The 14,740-nt window shown below is 46.2% G+C and carries 21 protein-coding genes; all 21 read left to right on the top strand.

Annotated features, from left to right (window positions below):
• Positions 1-72: 72 nt before the first annotated feature.
• Positions 73-726 (top strand): adenylate kinase, encoded by a 654-nt coding sequence (locus MFMK1_RS00510; RefSeq protein WP_366923243.1) that lies wholly within the window; start codon positions 73-75, stop codon positions 724-726.
• Positions 723-1,469 (top strand): type I methionyl aminopeptidase, encoded by a 747-nt coding sequence (gene map, locus MFMK1_RS00505; protein WP_366923242.1) that lies wholly within the window; start codon positions 723-725, stop codon positions 1,467-1,469. The genes MFMK1_RS00510 and map overlap by 4 nt, the downstream gene beginning before the upstream one ends.
• Before the next feature lie 17 nt (positions 1,470-1,486).
• Positions 1,487-1,756: a KOW domain-containing RNA-binding protein gene (locus MFMK1_RS00500; protein WP_366923241.1), complete on the top strand. Its 270-nt coding sequence runs from the start codon at positions 1,487-1,489 to the stop codon at positions 1,754-1,756.
• Between the two features lie 27 nt (positions 1,757-1,783).
• Positions 1,784-2,002, top strand: a complete 219-nt coding sequence (infA, locus tag MFMK1_RS00495; protein ID WP_366923240.1) for a translation initiation factor IF-1 — start codon at positions 1,784-1,786, stop codon at positions 2,000-2,002.
• A gap of 70 nt (positions 2,003-2,072) precedes the next feature.
• Positions 2,073-2,186: a 50S ribosomal protein L36 gene (rpmJ, locus tag MFMK1_RS00490; protein ID WP_366923239.1), complete on the top strand. Its 114-nt coding sequence runs from the start codon at positions 2,073-2,075 to the stop codon at positions 2,184-2,186.
• 81 nt (positions 2,187-2,267) lie between these two features.
• Complete coding sequence (rpsM, locus tag MFMK1_RS00485; RefSeq protein ID WP_366923238.1) at positions 2,268-2,639, top strand: 30S ribosomal protein S13; 372 nt, start codon at positions 2,268-2,270, stop codon at positions 2,637-2,639.
• Positions 2,640-2,659: 20 nt separating this feature from the next.
• Entirely contained in the window at positions 2,660-3,055 is a 396-nt protein-coding gene (gene rpsK / locus MFMK1_RS00480; RefSeq protein WP_366923237.1) for a 30S ribosomal protein S11, read from the top strand.
• Between the two features lie 15 nt (positions 3,056-3,070).
• Positions 3,071-3,697 (top strand): 30S ribosomal protein S4, encoded by a 627-nt coding sequence (gene rpsD, locus MFMK1_RS00475; protein ID WP_366923236.1) that lies wholly within the window; start codon positions 3,071-3,073, stop codon positions 3,695-3,697.
• Between the two features lie 41 nt (positions 3,698-3,738).
• On the top strand, positions 3,739-4,683 hold the full coding sequence (locus MFMK1_RS00470; protein ID WP_366923235.1) for a DNA-directed RNA polymerase subunit alpha: 945 nt from the start codon (positions 3,739-3,741) through the stop codon (positions 4,681-4,683).
• A gap of 17 nt (positions 4,684-4,700) precedes the next feature.
• On the top strand, positions 4,701-5,039 hold the full coding sequence (gene rplQ, locus MFMK1_RS00465) for a 50S ribosomal protein L17 (protein ID WP_366923234.1): 339 nt from the start codon (positions 4,701-4,703) through the stop codon (positions 5,037-5,039).
• A gap of 158 nt (positions 5,040-5,197) precedes the next feature.
• Positions 5,198-6,022, top strand: a complete 825-nt coding sequence (locus MFMK1_RS00460) for an energy-coupling factor transporter ATPase (protein ID WP_366923233.1) — start codon at positions 5,198-5,200, stop codon at positions 6,020-6,022.
• Positions 6,023-6,094: 72 nt separating this feature from the next.
• Positions 6,095-6,958 (top strand): energy-coupling factor transporter ATPase, encoded by an 864-nt coding sequence (locus MFMK1_RS00455; RefSeq protein ID WP_366923232.1) that lies wholly within the window; start codon positions 6,095-6,097, stop codon positions 6,956-6,958.
• Entirely contained in the window at positions 6,948-7,748 is an 801-nt protein-coding gene (locus MFMK1_RS00450) for an energy-coupling factor transporter transmembrane component T family protein (RefSeq protein ID WP_366923231.1), read from the top strand. Before MFMK1_RS00455 ends, MFMK1_RS00450 begins: the two co-directional genes overlap by 11 nt.
• 10 nt (positions 7,749-7,758) lie before the next feature.
• Complete coding sequence (gene truA / locus MFMK1_RS00445) at positions 7,759-8,502, top strand: tRNA pseudouridine(38-40) synthase TruA (RefSeq protein ID WP_366923230.1); 744 nt, start codon at positions 7,759-7,761, stop codon at positions 8,500-8,502.
• Between the two features lie 241 nt (positions 8,503-8,743).
• Positions 8,744-9,178: a 50S ribosomal protein L13 gene (gene rplM / locus MFMK1_RS00440; RefSeq protein WP_366923229.1), complete on the top strand. Its 435-nt coding sequence runs from the start codon at positions 8,744-8,746 to the stop codon at positions 9,176-9,178.
• Positions 9,179-9,231: 53 nt separating this feature from the next.
• Entirely contained in the window at positions 9,232-9,624 is a 393-nt protein-coding gene (gene rpsI / locus MFMK1_RS00435; RefSeq protein ID WP_366923228.1) for a 30S ribosomal protein S9, read from the top strand.
• A gap of 128 nt (positions 9,625-9,752) precedes the next feature.
• Complete coding sequence (cwlD, locus tag MFMK1_RS00430; protein WP_366923227.1) at positions 9,753-10,511, top strand: N-acetylmuramoyl-L-alanine amidase CwlD; 759 nt, start codon at positions 9,753-9,755, stop codon at positions 10,509-10,511.
• 43 nt (positions 10,512-10,554) lie between these two features.
• The gene (locus tag MFMK1_RS00425) at positions 10,555-11,040 is read left to right on the top strand and encodes a methylated-DNA--[protein]-cysteine S-methyltransferase (protein WP_366923226.1); all 486 of its coding nucleotides are present in this window, start codon (positions 10,555-10,557) and stop codon (positions 11,038-11,040) included.
• Positions 11,041-11,152: 112 nt separating this feature from the next.
• Positions 11,153-12,556 carry an AmmeMemoRadiSam system protein A gene (amrA, locus tag MFMK1_RS00420; RefSeq protein ID WP_366923225.1) on the top strand — a complete coding sequence of 468 codons (1,404 nt, stop codon included), beginning with the start codon at positions 11,153-11,155 and terminating at the stop codon, positions 12,554-12,556.
• Positions 12,557-12,588: 32 nt separating this feature from the next.
• Positions 12,589-13,590, top strand: a complete 1,002-nt coding sequence (gene amrS / locus MFMK1_RS00415; protein ID WP_366924842.1) for an AmmeMemoRadiSam system radical SAM enzyme — start codon at positions 12,589-12,591, stop codon at positions 13,588-13,590.
• A 181-nt stretch (positions 13,591-13,771) separates the two neighbouring features.
• Positions 13,772-14,722, top strand: coding sequence for an aminopeptidase (locus MFMK1_RS00410; RefSeq protein WP_366923224.1), 951 nt, complete (start codon positions 13,772-13,774; stop codon positions 14,720-14,722).
• The last annotated feature ends 18 nt before the right edge of the window (positions 14,723-14,740 follow it).

Here is a 14,740-nt window from a genome sequence, read left to right as displayed (position 1 = left end):
ACAAGCGCATTAGTTTAAACTTATGCCGTCAGAAGTAATTTTCTGGCAGGTGCAAAACAGGGAGGGGTTCAAGTGAGGTTACTGTTGATGGGTCCTCCGGGGGCCGGTAAAGGTACGCAAGCTGAGGTTTTAACTGAAAAGCTTAAAATACCTCACATTTCTACTGGCGATATGTTCCGGAAGGCTATCAAGGATGGAACTGAGTTGGGTAAGAAAGCTAAAGAGTATATGGATGCTGGAAAGCTGGTACCTGATGAAGTAACTGTAGGCATTGTTAAAGAACGCCTAGGCGAATCCGATTGCGGGCAAGGCTTTTTGTTAGACGGTTTTCCTCGCACGGTAAATCAAGCGGAAGCGTTGGATGAGATCCTTAAACAATTACGGATTAAACTAGATGCGGTAATTAACATTGAGGTGCCCAGGGAAAAACTCTTAGACCGCTTAACCGGACGACGCATATGCAAAGATTGTGGTGCCACCTATCACGTAACATTTAACCAACCTCAAGAAGCAAATAATTGTGATGTCTGCGGTGGAGAACTGTATCAGCGCAGCGACGATACAGCAGAGACTGTAGCTAATAGATTAGATGTATATGCCAAGCAAACGCAACCGTTAATTGAATTTTATCAGAAGCAGGGCCTTTTGGCCGACATTAACGGTGACCAGAAAATCAGCGCAGTACTGAAAGAAATTGGCGAAAGGCTTGGGAGCGACTTGGTATGATTACTCTTAAATCCGACCGTGAATTGGAATATATGCGTGATGCCGGCAGGATAGTGGCTGAAACTCATCTTGAACTAGAAAAGGCGATTAGACCAGGCATCACTACTAAAGAATTAGATATAATTGCTGAAAAATATATCCTAAGTCAAGGGGCAAAGCCCGCGTTTAAAGGTTATCAGGGGTTTCCCGCCAGCATCTGCGTTTCTATTGACGCGGAGGTGGTTCACGGCATCCCGGGTTTAAGGGAATTAAAAAATGGAAATATTATTAGTATTGATATTGGCACAGTGATAAATGGATTCTATGGTGATGCTGCTAGAACTTTTCCCGTTGGTGAAATTGACGAGGATATGCAGCGGTTGCTGCGAGTGACTGAAGAATCGCTGAAAGCCGGTATTGCCAAAGCTGTGGAAGGCAACCGATTGAGTGACATATCTCACGCGGTACAGATAGTTGCAGAAGGCAGCGGTTTTTCCGTTGTCCGTGACTACGTTGGACATGGCATTGGCAGGGAAATGCATGAGGAACCGCAGGTACCTAATTTCGGCAAACCCGGCAGGGGGCCGAGGTTGAAAGCGGGTATGACACTGGCTATTGAACCAATGGTTAACATGGGTACCCATGAAGTGATAACCTTGGAGGATAATTGGACGGTTGTAACAAGAGACGGTGCAGGTTCGGCTCACTTTGAGGATACTATAGCAATCACAGAAGCGGGTCCCGTGGTATTGACTCGTATCTAGATGTGGAGGTGTCTCAGGTGAACCGTGAATTAACGCGAGGGCAGCTGGTGTATTCCCTGGCAGGTAACGACAAGGGCGAGGCCTATTTAATTTGGGATGTAATAAACGATACATTTGTGAAGGTGGTCAACGGCCGCAAAAAGTCAGTGACCAGCCCTAAGAAAAAAAACATCAAACATTTGCAACCGACAAAGAGGTTTGCTGATGAGTTTGAAAAGAAGAAGTTAAGGCATATTTCTGATTTGGATGTTCGCCAAGCCATTGACCGGCTGACAGGAATTGAATAGTAACCAGCAAGGAGGTAAGTATTCTTAATGTCCAAGCAAGATGTGATTGAGGTTGAAGGTACGGTAGTGGAACCTCTACCCAATGCCATGTTTAGAGTGGAACTGGAAAACGGGCATAAAATTCTGGCACATGTATCCGGTAAGATCCGGATGAATTTTATTCGAATTTTGTCTGGAGATCGTGTAACCGTGGAATTATCACCATATGACCTTACCAGAGGCCGTATTGTCTATCGATATAAGTAAATGTGCGGGGCATATTAAGCGAAGCATTTAAATATTTTTTTCACCGTTTTTTGAAGGAGGGTTTACAATAATGAAGGTAAAACCATCAGTTAAGCCCATGTGTGAGAAGTGTAAGATTATTAGGCGAAAAGGAAAAGTAATGGTTATCTGTGAAAACCCTAAGCATAAACAGAAGCAGGGCTAACAGCCTTTTCCGGTTGCAGGGCGCGGCTACCTGTAACCGAGGAGACGAACCACCAAAACATTCAGGAGGTGTAAGGACTTCATGGCAAGGATTGCTGGTGTTGACTTACCCCGGGATAAAAGGGTTGAAATAGGCCTGACCTATATTTTCGGTGTTGGGCGATCTACCGCACAGAAAATTCTGGCTAGCGCTGGTGTTGACCCAAATACTCGGGTGAAGGATTTAACGGAAGAAGAGGTAACTAGGTTACGGGAAATTATTGATAAGAATCACAGTGTTGAGGGTGACCTGAGAAGGGAAGTATCCCTCAATATCAAGCGTTTAATGGAGATCGGTTGTTACCGGGGACTGCGGCATCGTCGTGGCTTACCGGCTCGGGGACAGCGTACCAAAACTAATGCTCGTACCCGTAAGGGCGGCAAGAAGACTGTGGGCATTCGGAGAAAAAGTTAGGGAAAGGGGGATTATCCTAAATGGCGAAACGTGGTACACGTGCTAAGACTAAAAGACGTGATCGAAAGAATGTAGAGAGTGGAGTAGCTCATGTTAAATCCACTTTTAATAATACTTTGGTTACCATAACTGATAAAGCCGGCAATGTAATTTCTTGGGCAAGTGCTGGTGGGATGGGATTTAGAGGTTCCCGGAAGAGTACGCCGTTCGCTGCTCAAATGGCCGCTGAAACCGCAGCTAAAGAAGCGATGGAACACGGCATGAAAGAAGTTGCATGTTATGTTAAGGGCCCCGGGGCAGGCAGAGAAGCGGCCATTCGCTCTTTGCAGGCTGCAGGAATAGAAGTTAGCATGATTAAGGATGTTACTCCTGTCCCGCACAACGGCTGCCGGCCGCCCAAACGTAGAAGAGTTTAGGAGGTGTTGTCTTAAATGGCAAGGTATAGAGATTCAGTATGCAGACAGTGCAGGCGTGAGGGCCAAAAACTTTACCTTAAGAGTGACCGTTGTTATTCCGATAAGTGTGCCATTGGCAGGCGTGAATACGCTCCTGGTCAACACGGCCAGCGTAGAAAAAAAGTATCTGAATATGGCTTACAGCTTAGGGAAAAGCAGAAGACCCGAAGAATATACGGCGTTTTAGAAAAACAGTTTCGTAAATATTTCGCCGAAGCTGAGCGTCAAAAAGGTATTACTGGTGACAATTTGCTTCGCCTGTTAGAAAAAAGGTTGGATAATGTTGTTTTCCGGTTAGGATTTGCCGGCTCTCGGGTAGAAGCTCGACAGCTAGTACTCCACGGGCACTTCAAGGTTAATGGTCGCAAGGTAAATATTCCCTCATTTCTAGTGCGTCTAGGTGATGAAATTACTGTTAAGGATACAAGTAAGAGTTCGGTTAAATTTAAGGAAATTGCTGAGGCAGCGGCACATAAGACTCCTCCTGCCTGGCTGGAAGCAGATGTAGAAAACTTTACTGGAAAAGTTATAGCTTTACCGCAGAGAGAGGACATCGATGTTCCGGTAGAAGACCATCTGATTGTTGAATTGTATTCCAGGTAGAGTAAGCATGTGCACTTCCGGTAAAGGAGGTTATTGTTACTATGTTAGAGATAGAAAAGCCCAAAATCCAGTGTGTTGAAATTGCTGATGATAACACTTACGGTAAGTTTGTGGTAGAACCTTTGGAAAGAGGTTATGGTATTACGTTGGGGAATTCCCTGCGACGTATTTTGTTATCATCTTTGCCTGGTGCCGCGGTGGTTTCAGTAAAGATTGATGGAGTACTGCATGAATTTTCAACTATCCCCGGTGTACGCGAAGATACCACCGATATTATTTTGAACCTCAAGGCGTTGTCGGTGAAACTGCATACCGATGAAGAAAAAACTGTACGCATTGAGACTGAGGGCGACGGGGAAGTAACCGCAGCGGATATTATTGCCGATGCAGATGTGGAAATCCTTAACCCGGATTTGGTAATAGCCACACTGGACGGTGGCAGGCTTTCCATGGAGATGTCCTTGGCCAAAGGCCGAGGGTATGTGCCCGCGGATAAGAATAAGCGTGAAGACCATGTTATAGGCGTTGTCCCAGTAGACTCTATTTTTAACCCGGTAACTAAGGTGAACTTTACGGTAGAGGACACTCGTGTAGGGCAGATTACAGACTATGACAAGCTGACCATTGAGGTCAGGACTGATGGCAGTATTGCGCCAAATGAGGCCATCAGTTCTTCAGCAAAAATTCTCAATGACCATCTAAAGCTCTTTGTTACCTTGACAGAAAACATCAGTGATGAGGTAACAATGGTGGAAAAAGAAGAAGAGAAGAAAGATAAAATTTTGGAAATGACCATTGAAGAATTGGATTTGTCAGTGCGTTCTTATAACTGCTTGAAGCGAGCAGGCATCAATAGCGTGGAAGAACTAATACAACGTTCCGAGGAAGACATGATGAAGGTACGCAACCTGGGCAAAAAATCCTTGGAAGAGGTCAACCATAAGCTGGATGAACTAGGCCTCTCCCTGAGAAACGAAGAAGAATAAAGGAGGTAGGAGAAGCCATGGGTTATCGAAAGTTAGGTCGTACCAGCAGTCACCGCAAAGCAATGCTGCGCAATATTACTACTGCCTTGTTGCGGGAGGAAGCAATCCAGACAACAGAGCAGAAGGCAAAGGAGCTTAAGCGCGTAGCTGAGAAGATGATTACCTTGGGTAAACGGGGTAACCTCCATGCTCGCCGCCAGGCTCTGGGATATCTAAAGGATGAAGACGTGGTAACCAAGTTATTCACCGATATTGCCAAAAGGTATGAAGAACGTCAAGGGGGCTATACCCGGATAATTAAGATGGGTAATCGCCGCGGAGACGGTGCGCTAATGGTGAAAGTGGAATTGGTTTAACACGCCTTCCCACTGCTTAATATGGCATTTGTTGGGGTCAGGAGATATACTAGCTTTGACAAGCTAGTAGTCCTGGCTTCTATTTTTAGCCTTGAGCTTTGTATTGTTCATAAGGAAGTGCGTTTAAAAGAGGAACTTGGGATTGGGTGTGTGGCATCATGTTAAAAGTAGAAAGCCTTTGGCACTATTACAGTAGAGGAGAAGAGCAGGTTGCTGCAATCCAGGGGCTAAGTTTAGGGATAAGTCCGGGTGAATTTGTGGTGGTTCTCGGCCATAATGGTTCCGGCAAGTCTACTCTGGCCAAGCATTTTAATGCTCTTCTTCTACCTAGCAAGGGGAAGATTACTGTTAACGGCTTAGATACAGCTGATGAAGAGAATCTATGGAATATTCGGCAGCAGGTTGGCATGGTCTTTCAGAATCCCGATAATCAACTAGTGGCCACAGTGGTGGAAGAGGAAGTGGCGTTTGGGCCGGAAAATATTGGCCTGCCGCCGACACAAATCTACCAACGAATTGATGAAGCCCTTAGCATGGTAGGCATGAACGAATACCGTAATTACGCGCCCCATTTGCTTTCCGGCGGCCAAAAGCAACGGGTAGCAATCGCCGGTATTATTGCCATGCGCCCTAAGGTGCTGGTGCTTGATGAACCCACCGCCATGCTTGACCCTCAAGGCCGCAGGGAAGTTATGGACACTGTTTTAAAGCTAAATCAGCAGGAAGGATTGACAGTTGTTCATATTACTCATTTTATGGAAGAGGCTTTGCATGCAGATCGGGTAGTGGTAATGGAACAGGGCCGGGTAGCAATGCAGGGAAAGCCTATGGAAGTTTTTTTACAAGTTGAACGCTTGAAAGAACTAAGCTTGGATGTACCGCAGATGGTACATTTAGCTCATCTGCTGCGCCAGGAGGGATTGGAAGTACCGCAACAAATTATGACGGTTGAACAGATGGAACAATGGTTAGTAAACTACTAGGTGCGTTCGTATCCGCTTAGCAAATGTGCGGAAGTTTTTTTCTAGATTATTAACGGGACGGTGGATGGGAACATGGCATTGGTTTTAGATCACATTAGCTATACTTATAAGCCGGGCACTCCCTATGCACACACTGCCTTAAAAGATGTTTCTGTCAGTATTGCGCCAGGGGAATTTGTGGCCATTATCGGCGCCACCGGTTCAGGTAAATCCACGCTGGTACAACACTTAAACGGGTTACTTAAACCGATCCAGGGTCAGGTGATGCTTGATGATAGGGATATTAATACCAAGAAGAACATCAAATGGGCAAGGCAAAAGGTAGGGCTGGTTTTCCAATATCCTGAACATCAGTTGTTTGAGGAAACAGTTTATCGTGACGTAGCTTATGGCCCAACAAATGCAGGTTGTGCAGAGGACGAGGTGCATAACCGGGTCAAGTATGCTCTGGAATTGGTGGGTTTAGATTTTGAGCATGTGAAAGATCGTTCTCCTTTTGAATTGAGCGGTGGCCAAATGCGCCGAGTGGCAATTGCGGGTGTATTAGCCATGAAACCCCAAGTAATTGTGCTGGATGAACCCACTGCGGGACTGGATCCACGTGGACGGGAAGAAATTATGCGTCAGATCACTAGATTACACCGGGAGGAAGGATTGACGGTGGTCCTGGTATCCCACAATATGAATGATGTGGCTAGATTAGCGCAGCGAATATTGGTAATGCACCGTTCTCAATTACTGTTTGAGGGAACTCCCCACGAAATATTTTCGCGGGGTGATGAACTTAGGGCGATGGGCCTGGATATACCCCAGGTTACTCATTTGTTGTTAGGCCTAAAGAAATATGGTAAGCAGGTACGCACGGACCTAGTAACATTGCCGGAAGTTAAGGACGAACTACTGCAGATGCTGAGGGGTAAAAATAATGTTAAATGATATTACTATCGGGCAGTTTGTGCCGGGGGATTCCATTGTACATCGTTTAGACCCGCGGACCAAGATTATTGCAATCATACCTTATATTTTAGCGCTATTCACCATTGATAATTGGCAGGGCTATCTGTTCTTGACCGTTGTATCTATGGCTATTGTGCTGCTTAGCCGGTTACCTGTGATTTACGTACTTAGGGGGCTTAAGCCAATGGTATTAGTCATTGCTATTACCTTCCCGCTTCACCTCTTTCTTACCCATGGGCAACCGTTATTTCACCTTGGGCCGTTTACTGCGTCTCAAGAAGGGCTAGTCAAAGGAACTTTTATATCCCTGCGGCTGATATATTTGGTGCTAATCACTTCGCTGCTAACATTGACAACTTCACCCATACGATTAACGGATGGCTTGGAGAACATACTAAGCCCTGGAAAACGCTTCGGGCTTCCAGCCCACGAACTGGCCATGATGATGACTATCGCTCTCAGGTTTATACCGACATTCTTGGAGGAAACAGAGAAGATAATGAAAGCGCAGAAGGCCAGAGGGGCAGATTTTGAAACGGGAAATCTCATTCGCCGCGGCAAAAATTTAGTGCCGCTGTTGGTGCCATTGTTTATCAGTGCTTTTCGGCGCGCGGATGACCTGGCATTGGCAATGGAAGCCAGATGCTATCGGGGCGGAGTTAACAGAACCAAGATGGTTCAATTAAAGTTCGCCGCACGAGACGGAATAGCATTCTTATTGGTTGCGGTTCTGCTAATATTATCTATTGCCAGCCGTAATTTTGCTTAAGGGTGATTCTATGCCTTATATTAGTCTAACTCTACAATATGATGGAACCGATTTTAACGGCTGGCAGGTGCAGACCAAGCAACCCCACAGCCGCACTGTACAGTATACGGTGGAGCAAGCTTTAAAATTGCTCACTAAGGAAGATATCAGGGTGGAAGCAGCGGGACGCACCGATGCCGGGGTGCATGCTCGGGGCCAGGTAATTAGCTTTTGGACAAATGCTGCGATACCGGTGGACAGATATCCTAGGGCTCTTAACGGCATATTACCCCGAGATGTTTTGGTGAGTGACAGTGGTAATGTAGACATTAATTTTCATGCCCGTTTTAGCGCCAGACAAAAAACCTATATTTATCGGGTCAGCAGCGGGACGGATCTTGATATATTTTGGCGCCGCTATAGCTTCCATTTTTTGCGGTCTTTAGATATTGACGATATGAAACGGGCCGCAGAACATTTGCGTGGTCGGCACGATTTTCGTTCCTTTTGTGCCAGTGGCAGTAGTATAACTGACTTTATTCGTGAGATAAAGGACTGTCAGGTGACCGATGATGGCGATATGATTGAGGTGAGCATTACTGCTGATGGTTTCTTATATAATATGGTTAGAATAATTGTGGGTACTATGCTGGAAGTGGGAACGGGAAAAAAGATGGTGACTGATATACCCAAAATAATTGCCGCCCGGAACCGCGGCGCAGCCGGTGCTACTGCTCCGGCTTGCGGTCTGACATTGGAGCGAGTGATATACTAGACCACCAATTGACTAATAAATTATCTGCTTAATGTTAGAAGGGAATTTCAATTTTTTTCAGGGCGATACTGCACCTTGACGAAAACCCTAAGATGACAAGGGTTTTAGCTTGACATTGACAAACTAGTAAAGTACAATTATTCATGTGAGTTTTTGCCTAAATTCCCTTCATCTCACGAGCCCCGTAGATGAATAAGGGTTTAACAAAGCAAGACAGTTAATGCAGTAAGGAGGGATAAAGATGTCTACTTATATGGCTAAGCCAAATGAAGTGGAAAGAAAGTGGTATGTGGTAGACGCTGCTGACGAGGTGTTGGGTAGATTAGCCAGTGAAGTTGCTGCTATCCTGCGCGGTAAGTTTAAGCCTATTTTCACCCCCCATATAGATGTGGGTGATTTCGTGATTGTAATCAATGCAGATAAAGTAAAGTTAACGGGTAATAAATTGAAGCAGAAGCATTATAACCGTCACAGTGGTCACCCCGGTGGATTAAGAAGTATTGACTATGCTACTTTGATGGAGAAAAATCCTGAAAAAGTAATTGAACTGGCGGTCAAGGGAATGCTGCCCCACAATAAATTGGGTCGGGCGCAGTTTAATAAGCTGAAAGTATACAGAGGTGCCGAGCATAATCAGCAGGCACAGAAACCGGAAGTATGGCAATTAAAGGGTTAATTAACTAAGGTATAATAAAAGGTTTGTGGATTTGTACCGGAAAGGGGGATAATATGGCTCAAGTACAGTACTACGGCACAGGCAGACGAAAGAATGCCGTGGCGCGAGTTCGTCTGGTTCCCGGCGGCGGTAAGGTTATTATTAATAAAAGACCGCTGGATGAATATGTTGCTAAGAAGACTTTAGAGATGATTATTATGCAGCCTTTGGAAGTTACCGATACAGCAGGTCGCTTTGATGTATTGGCCAATGTGCATGGTGGTGGAACTACCGGACAGGCAGGTGCCATCCGGATGGGCATTGCCCGGGCACTTTTAGAAGCTGATAAAGAATTGCGCCCAGTGTTGAAGCGTGAAGGGTTCTTAACACGTGACCCACGTATGAAGGAAAGAAGAAAGTATGGCTTGAAAAAAGCGCGTAAAGCGCCTCAGTTCTCCAAAAGATAAGTATTATGCCCAACAGCAGTGGTGTCCTACCACTGCTTATTTTTTTTGTGCTAAAACCCCTGTTCAAGCATAGATTTTAATGAGTTTAAATAGTGCTAGTACATTACAGTGCTGAGGAGGGATTTGTTTTGGGCAGGGTATGGTTTGGAGTATACCGGGTAAAATTGAAACCATTGGCGATGCTGATAGTGGTTGTGGCATTGGCTTATATTGTCTACATTTATGCCATCGGCAGAGTAGCCACTGAAACCATTTCCGCCATGTCATGGGCTGTGGCAAATAAGGTAATAGTGGTGGATGCGGGCCATGGCGGACCTGATGGCGGCGCCACCGGTCCCGGAGGGACGCTGGAAAAAGATATTAATCTTGCTGTGGCTAAAAAGGTGAGTCAAGTTTTAAGTCAAGCGGGAGCGGCGGTTATTATGACCAGAGAAACAGACAAGGATTTATCAGAGCCAGGTAAATCAATTAGAGAACGAAAAAAGGAAGACATGGGAAAAAGAGCGCAGTTGGCTAATGAAGCCAAGGCGGATCTTTATCTTTCCATTCAGGCCAATAGCTTTGGCAGCAGCTGGACCGGTGCTCAGACTTTTTATAAAGAGACATCACCAGCAGGTGAAAGACTTGCTAAATCCATACAAGGGGAATTAACCGAGGTACTGGGTAATACGGACAGAAAGGCCAAGCCCCTGCCGGAAGCCGATTCTTACTTGCTACGCACATTGGAAATGCCGGTAGCTATAGTGGAAGTAGGCTTTATATCGAACCCTAAGGAAGAAAAGATGCTTAACGACCCGGTGTACCAACAGCGGTTGGCATGGAGCGTCTATGCCGGTGTAGTTAAATACTTTGCTTTTGGGGAAAAGGACGGCGAAACGGGCAGGTAAGCTCAGTGAAAATGTGGAAACCTATCCCAAAAGGGGGATTAACGTGTATCGTTATCAGTTTTCTGCTCCAACGGGATATATAACTTTTTTTGGTGACCACAGGGGTTTGGTCAGAGTAACACTACAGGATGATAAGGTAACCCTTCCAAATCAGCAGTATCCCCAGTGGCTTGATTTGGCCATAAAGGTCGTCGAGCGATATCTTCAGGGGGAAAAGGTTGATCTAACGACTATACCGGTAGATTGGCGCGAAATTGGCGGTACGGAATTTCAACAGCGGGTATGGCACGGCTGTCAGCAGATTGGATACGGTTCTCTCAGGGCCTATTCCTGGTTGGCGGAGCGAATTGGCTGTCCTAGAGGATATCAAGCAGTGGGACAGGCCCTAGGGAGGAATCCGGTACCATTGGTAATACCTTGTCACCGGGTGATTGCTAAAAACGGGTTGGGGGGATTTACCGGGGGCTTACGCATTAAGAGGGCCTTGTTAAGTTTAGAAGGGCAGGATGATAACTGCTGGAGGGGGTAAACTAACCAAAACAAGTTTCGTCAGTTTAGAGAATAAGAGTATAAAATTTCAACCAAAGAAAAACTTAATAATCTAACATAGTAAGAACAGAATGGAGATAGGAGGTATAACAGTGGGTGAGCTTCAATATGTGTGTCTCATGCCTCACCCGCCTATTATTATTCCTGAAGTAGGCGGTGAGGAAAGTGAGGTATGTCGTGCTACTATTGATGCCATGGAGGAAGCAGCTAATAAGATTGTTGACAGCAGTGCGGAAACGGTGGTGGTGATAACAGCTCACGGTAATGTTTTTCAGGATGCCGTGTCCATCATAGCAGCGGATACAGTTAAAGGAGACATGGGGCAGTTTAATGCATCCGAGGTTAAATTCGATTACCCTTATAACCTGAAACTGGCAGAAGCTTTACAACAGCAATGCCGGAAGCGAGGTATTAATGTTGCTTTTATTGATAAGTTGTTGGCAAAGGATTACGGTTTAAAGCTAACCTTGGATCATGGGGTAATGGTCCCCCTCTATTATTTACAAAAAGCAGGTTTTCAAGGTTCTCTTGTAGTAGTGGCAATGGGTTTACTTCCTTTTTTGGAATTATACTCCTTTGGCGTAGCGTTGCAGGAGGCAGTGGTCCAGCACCAGGGTAAAGCAGCATTGCTGGCTAGCGGTGATATGTCTCATCGACTGACGCAGGACGCCCCAGCGGGCTTTAACCCTCGGGGTCAGGAATTTGATGATAAACTGCAGCAGTACTTAGTTGAGGGAGCAGTGGAAGATATAGTACATATACCGGAAGCGCTGGTTGAGGAAGCGGGGGAGTGCGGCCTGCGCCCCATAGTAATGGCATTGGGGGCCTTAGATGGCTATCAGATCAGTCCTAGAATACTCTCTTACCAGGGACCATTCGGTGTGGGCTACCTGGTTGCGGAGCTCTTTGCAGGCGGGGAGAAGGGTGACAGTATCTATCCCCACTTAGAAGAGATAAAAAAGCAAAACGTTACCCAAAGCAGAGCAAAAGAACACCAACTGGTACGTCTGGCACGGGAGACCTTGGAGGCGGCTGTCCACCATGGGCAATTTACTGAGCCTGATCATGAACTACCTGAAGACCTGCCTCAACAAGCCGGGGTTTTTGTATCTTTAAAAAAAGGCGGTCAGCTAAGGGGTTGTATCGGTACCATCGAACCCACTCAGGACAATTTGGTTCAGGAAGTAATGCGTAACGCTCTCAGTGCCGGTTTAAGCGATCCGCGTTTTGACCCGGTGGAAGAAAGGGAACTTAAGGATATCACTTACTCTGTAGATGTACTCCATCCCGCAGAAGATATTGACAGTGCGGAGCAGTTGGATCCACAAAAATATGGGGTAATCGTCCGAAGCGGTGCCCGCTCCGGTTTATTGCTGCCAAATCTGGAAGGAATTAATACTGTGGCAGAACAAGTAAATATTGCCTTAGGTAAGGGTGGGATTAACCCCAGGGATGATTATAGTTTGCAGCGGTTTAAAGTGGACAGGTATTATTAAAGGGAAGTGGCAAAGATGGAGGCGTTCGTTTGATGAAGTACCGGGAAGCAGCTTACTATCAGCCAATAGAAAATGAACAAGTACGGTGTCTTCTTTGCCCCCACCGATGCGTAATCAGCAGTGGAAAAACCGGGATTTGCGGGGTGCGCCGCAACAGAGCCGGGCGATTGCTGGCGGAAACTTACGGACACTGCGCATCGTTTGCGGTGGACCCTATGGAAAAAAAGCCGTTGTATCACTTCCATCCAGGCATGCTGATTTTTTCAGTGGGCAGCCGGGGGTGTAATCTGAGCTGCCGCTTCTGCCAAAACCATTCTTTGGCCCATGGCCAGCCGGATACTCACTACCTGTCACCCCGGGATCTGGTAGCATCGGTGCTAAGCCGAGCGCCGGAAAGTATCGGTATTGCCTTTACATATAACGAACCTTTGGTTAGTTTTGAATTTCTACTGGAAGCATCGGCAGAGGCCGCGCAAAACAATTTGAAGACCGTAGTGGTTTCCAACGGTTATATTAATAATGAGCCGCTGCAGAAACTGCTGCCATTGGTAAACGCTTTTAACATTGATTTAAAAGGATATAGCCAGGAATACTACCAAAAATTTACCGGCGGGAAACTGGAGCAGGTAAAACGGAATATTATTTCCGCCAAAAATACGGGCTGTCATGTAGAGGTAACTACTTTGCTTATTCCGGGTGAAAATGATGATCCCCAGGAAATTGAAAGAATGGCAGCTTGGCTGGCTGCTGAAGCAGGACGGGATGTACCGCTGCATTTATCTCGTTACTTCCCCGCTCACAAGCTGGATTCGCCGCCTACACCTCTAAAAACAATGGAACAGGCCTATCATGCTGCACTAAAGCAACTGGATTTTGTTTATTTGGGAAATGCGCCGGAACTAGATAAGAGCAGCACCAGCTGCCCTCGCTGTAATACCCTTATTATTTCTCGGTCCTGGGGCAAGGTTACTATAGAAAACCTTAACGAAGATTCATGTGCTGTTTGCGGCAAGGAGCTTTCAATTGTCAGCTGAAGTCAGCGTATGGCGCTGCGTTTATCCGGTTTCCATGACCCTCACTTTCATAAGTGGAGTGGGTCTCAGTTTTATTTCAGGCGGATTGATCTTAATTTTGAAGTGCCGATGTTAGCGCAGCTAAATGAGTTTACTAAACTTTGCCGCCGGGGAGCTAGAAATTAAAGAGGGGATGATGCCAATGGATAAAATTTTTCAAGCCGCAAAGAATGTTTTGGTTTCTTGTATGGGGGTAAAAGAGGGTGAGGTGGTCCTAGTTGTAGTGGATACGCCACAGGTAGACTTGGGCAGGGCATTTTATGAACAGGCAGTTGACCTAGGTGCTGAGGCTCAGCTAATCCAATACCTGCCTCGGGGAAATAATGGGGTTGAACCACCGCCTGCGGTTGCTGCGGCCATGGCAGCCTCGCAGGTAGTAATCATGCCTACCTCAACATCTCTTTCCCATACTCAAGCTCGGAAAGAAGCCAATAACCAGGGGGCAAGAGTTGCTTCACTGCCCGGGTTGACTAAAGAGATGATGGAACGAACATTATTGGGTGATTACGGTGAAATAGCCCGCCGAAGCAAAACAGTAGCGGCGCTTTTAGATGACGGTGAAATTGTGGAAATTACCGCTCCTGGAGGTACAGATTTGACCATGTCCATTAAGGGGCGCAGTGGGATAGCGGATACCGGTGAATTAGCTGCCAAAGGTAGTTTTGGCAATTTGCCTGCAGGGGAGGCCTATGTTGCGCCCGTAGAAGGTACTGCCTCAGGAAAAATAGTTATAGATGGAGCCATGGCCGGAATCGGTAAAGTTAGTGATGCCATAACAATAGTTGTGGCAAATGGTTTGGCGGTGGACTTCCAAGGCGGCAAAGAAGCACTGAAATTAAAGCAAATGCTGGAGCAGCACGGAGAAGAGGGACGGAATATTGCCGAACTGGGGATAGGCACTAATGACCTGGCTAAACTGACCGGTCAGGTGTTGGAGGATGAGAAGGTATTGGGCACTATCCATATTGCTGTGGGTGATAACCATACTTTTGGCGGTGAAGTGACGGTTCCCGTACATTTAGATGGGATGGTTCTTTCGCCTACGGTTAAAATAGATGGAAAAGTAGTCCTGGACAGGGGAAAACTGGCGTAGATTAATTTTAGGAAAACG

It is taken from the genome of Metallumcola ferriviriculae, assembly GCF_035573695.1.
In the GTDB taxonomy this organism is placed as follows: Bacteria; Bacillota; JADQBR01; order JADQBR01; family JADQBR01; genus Metallumcola; species Metallumcola ferriviriculae.
This window is presented reverse-complemented; position numbering and strand designations above follow the sequence as displayed.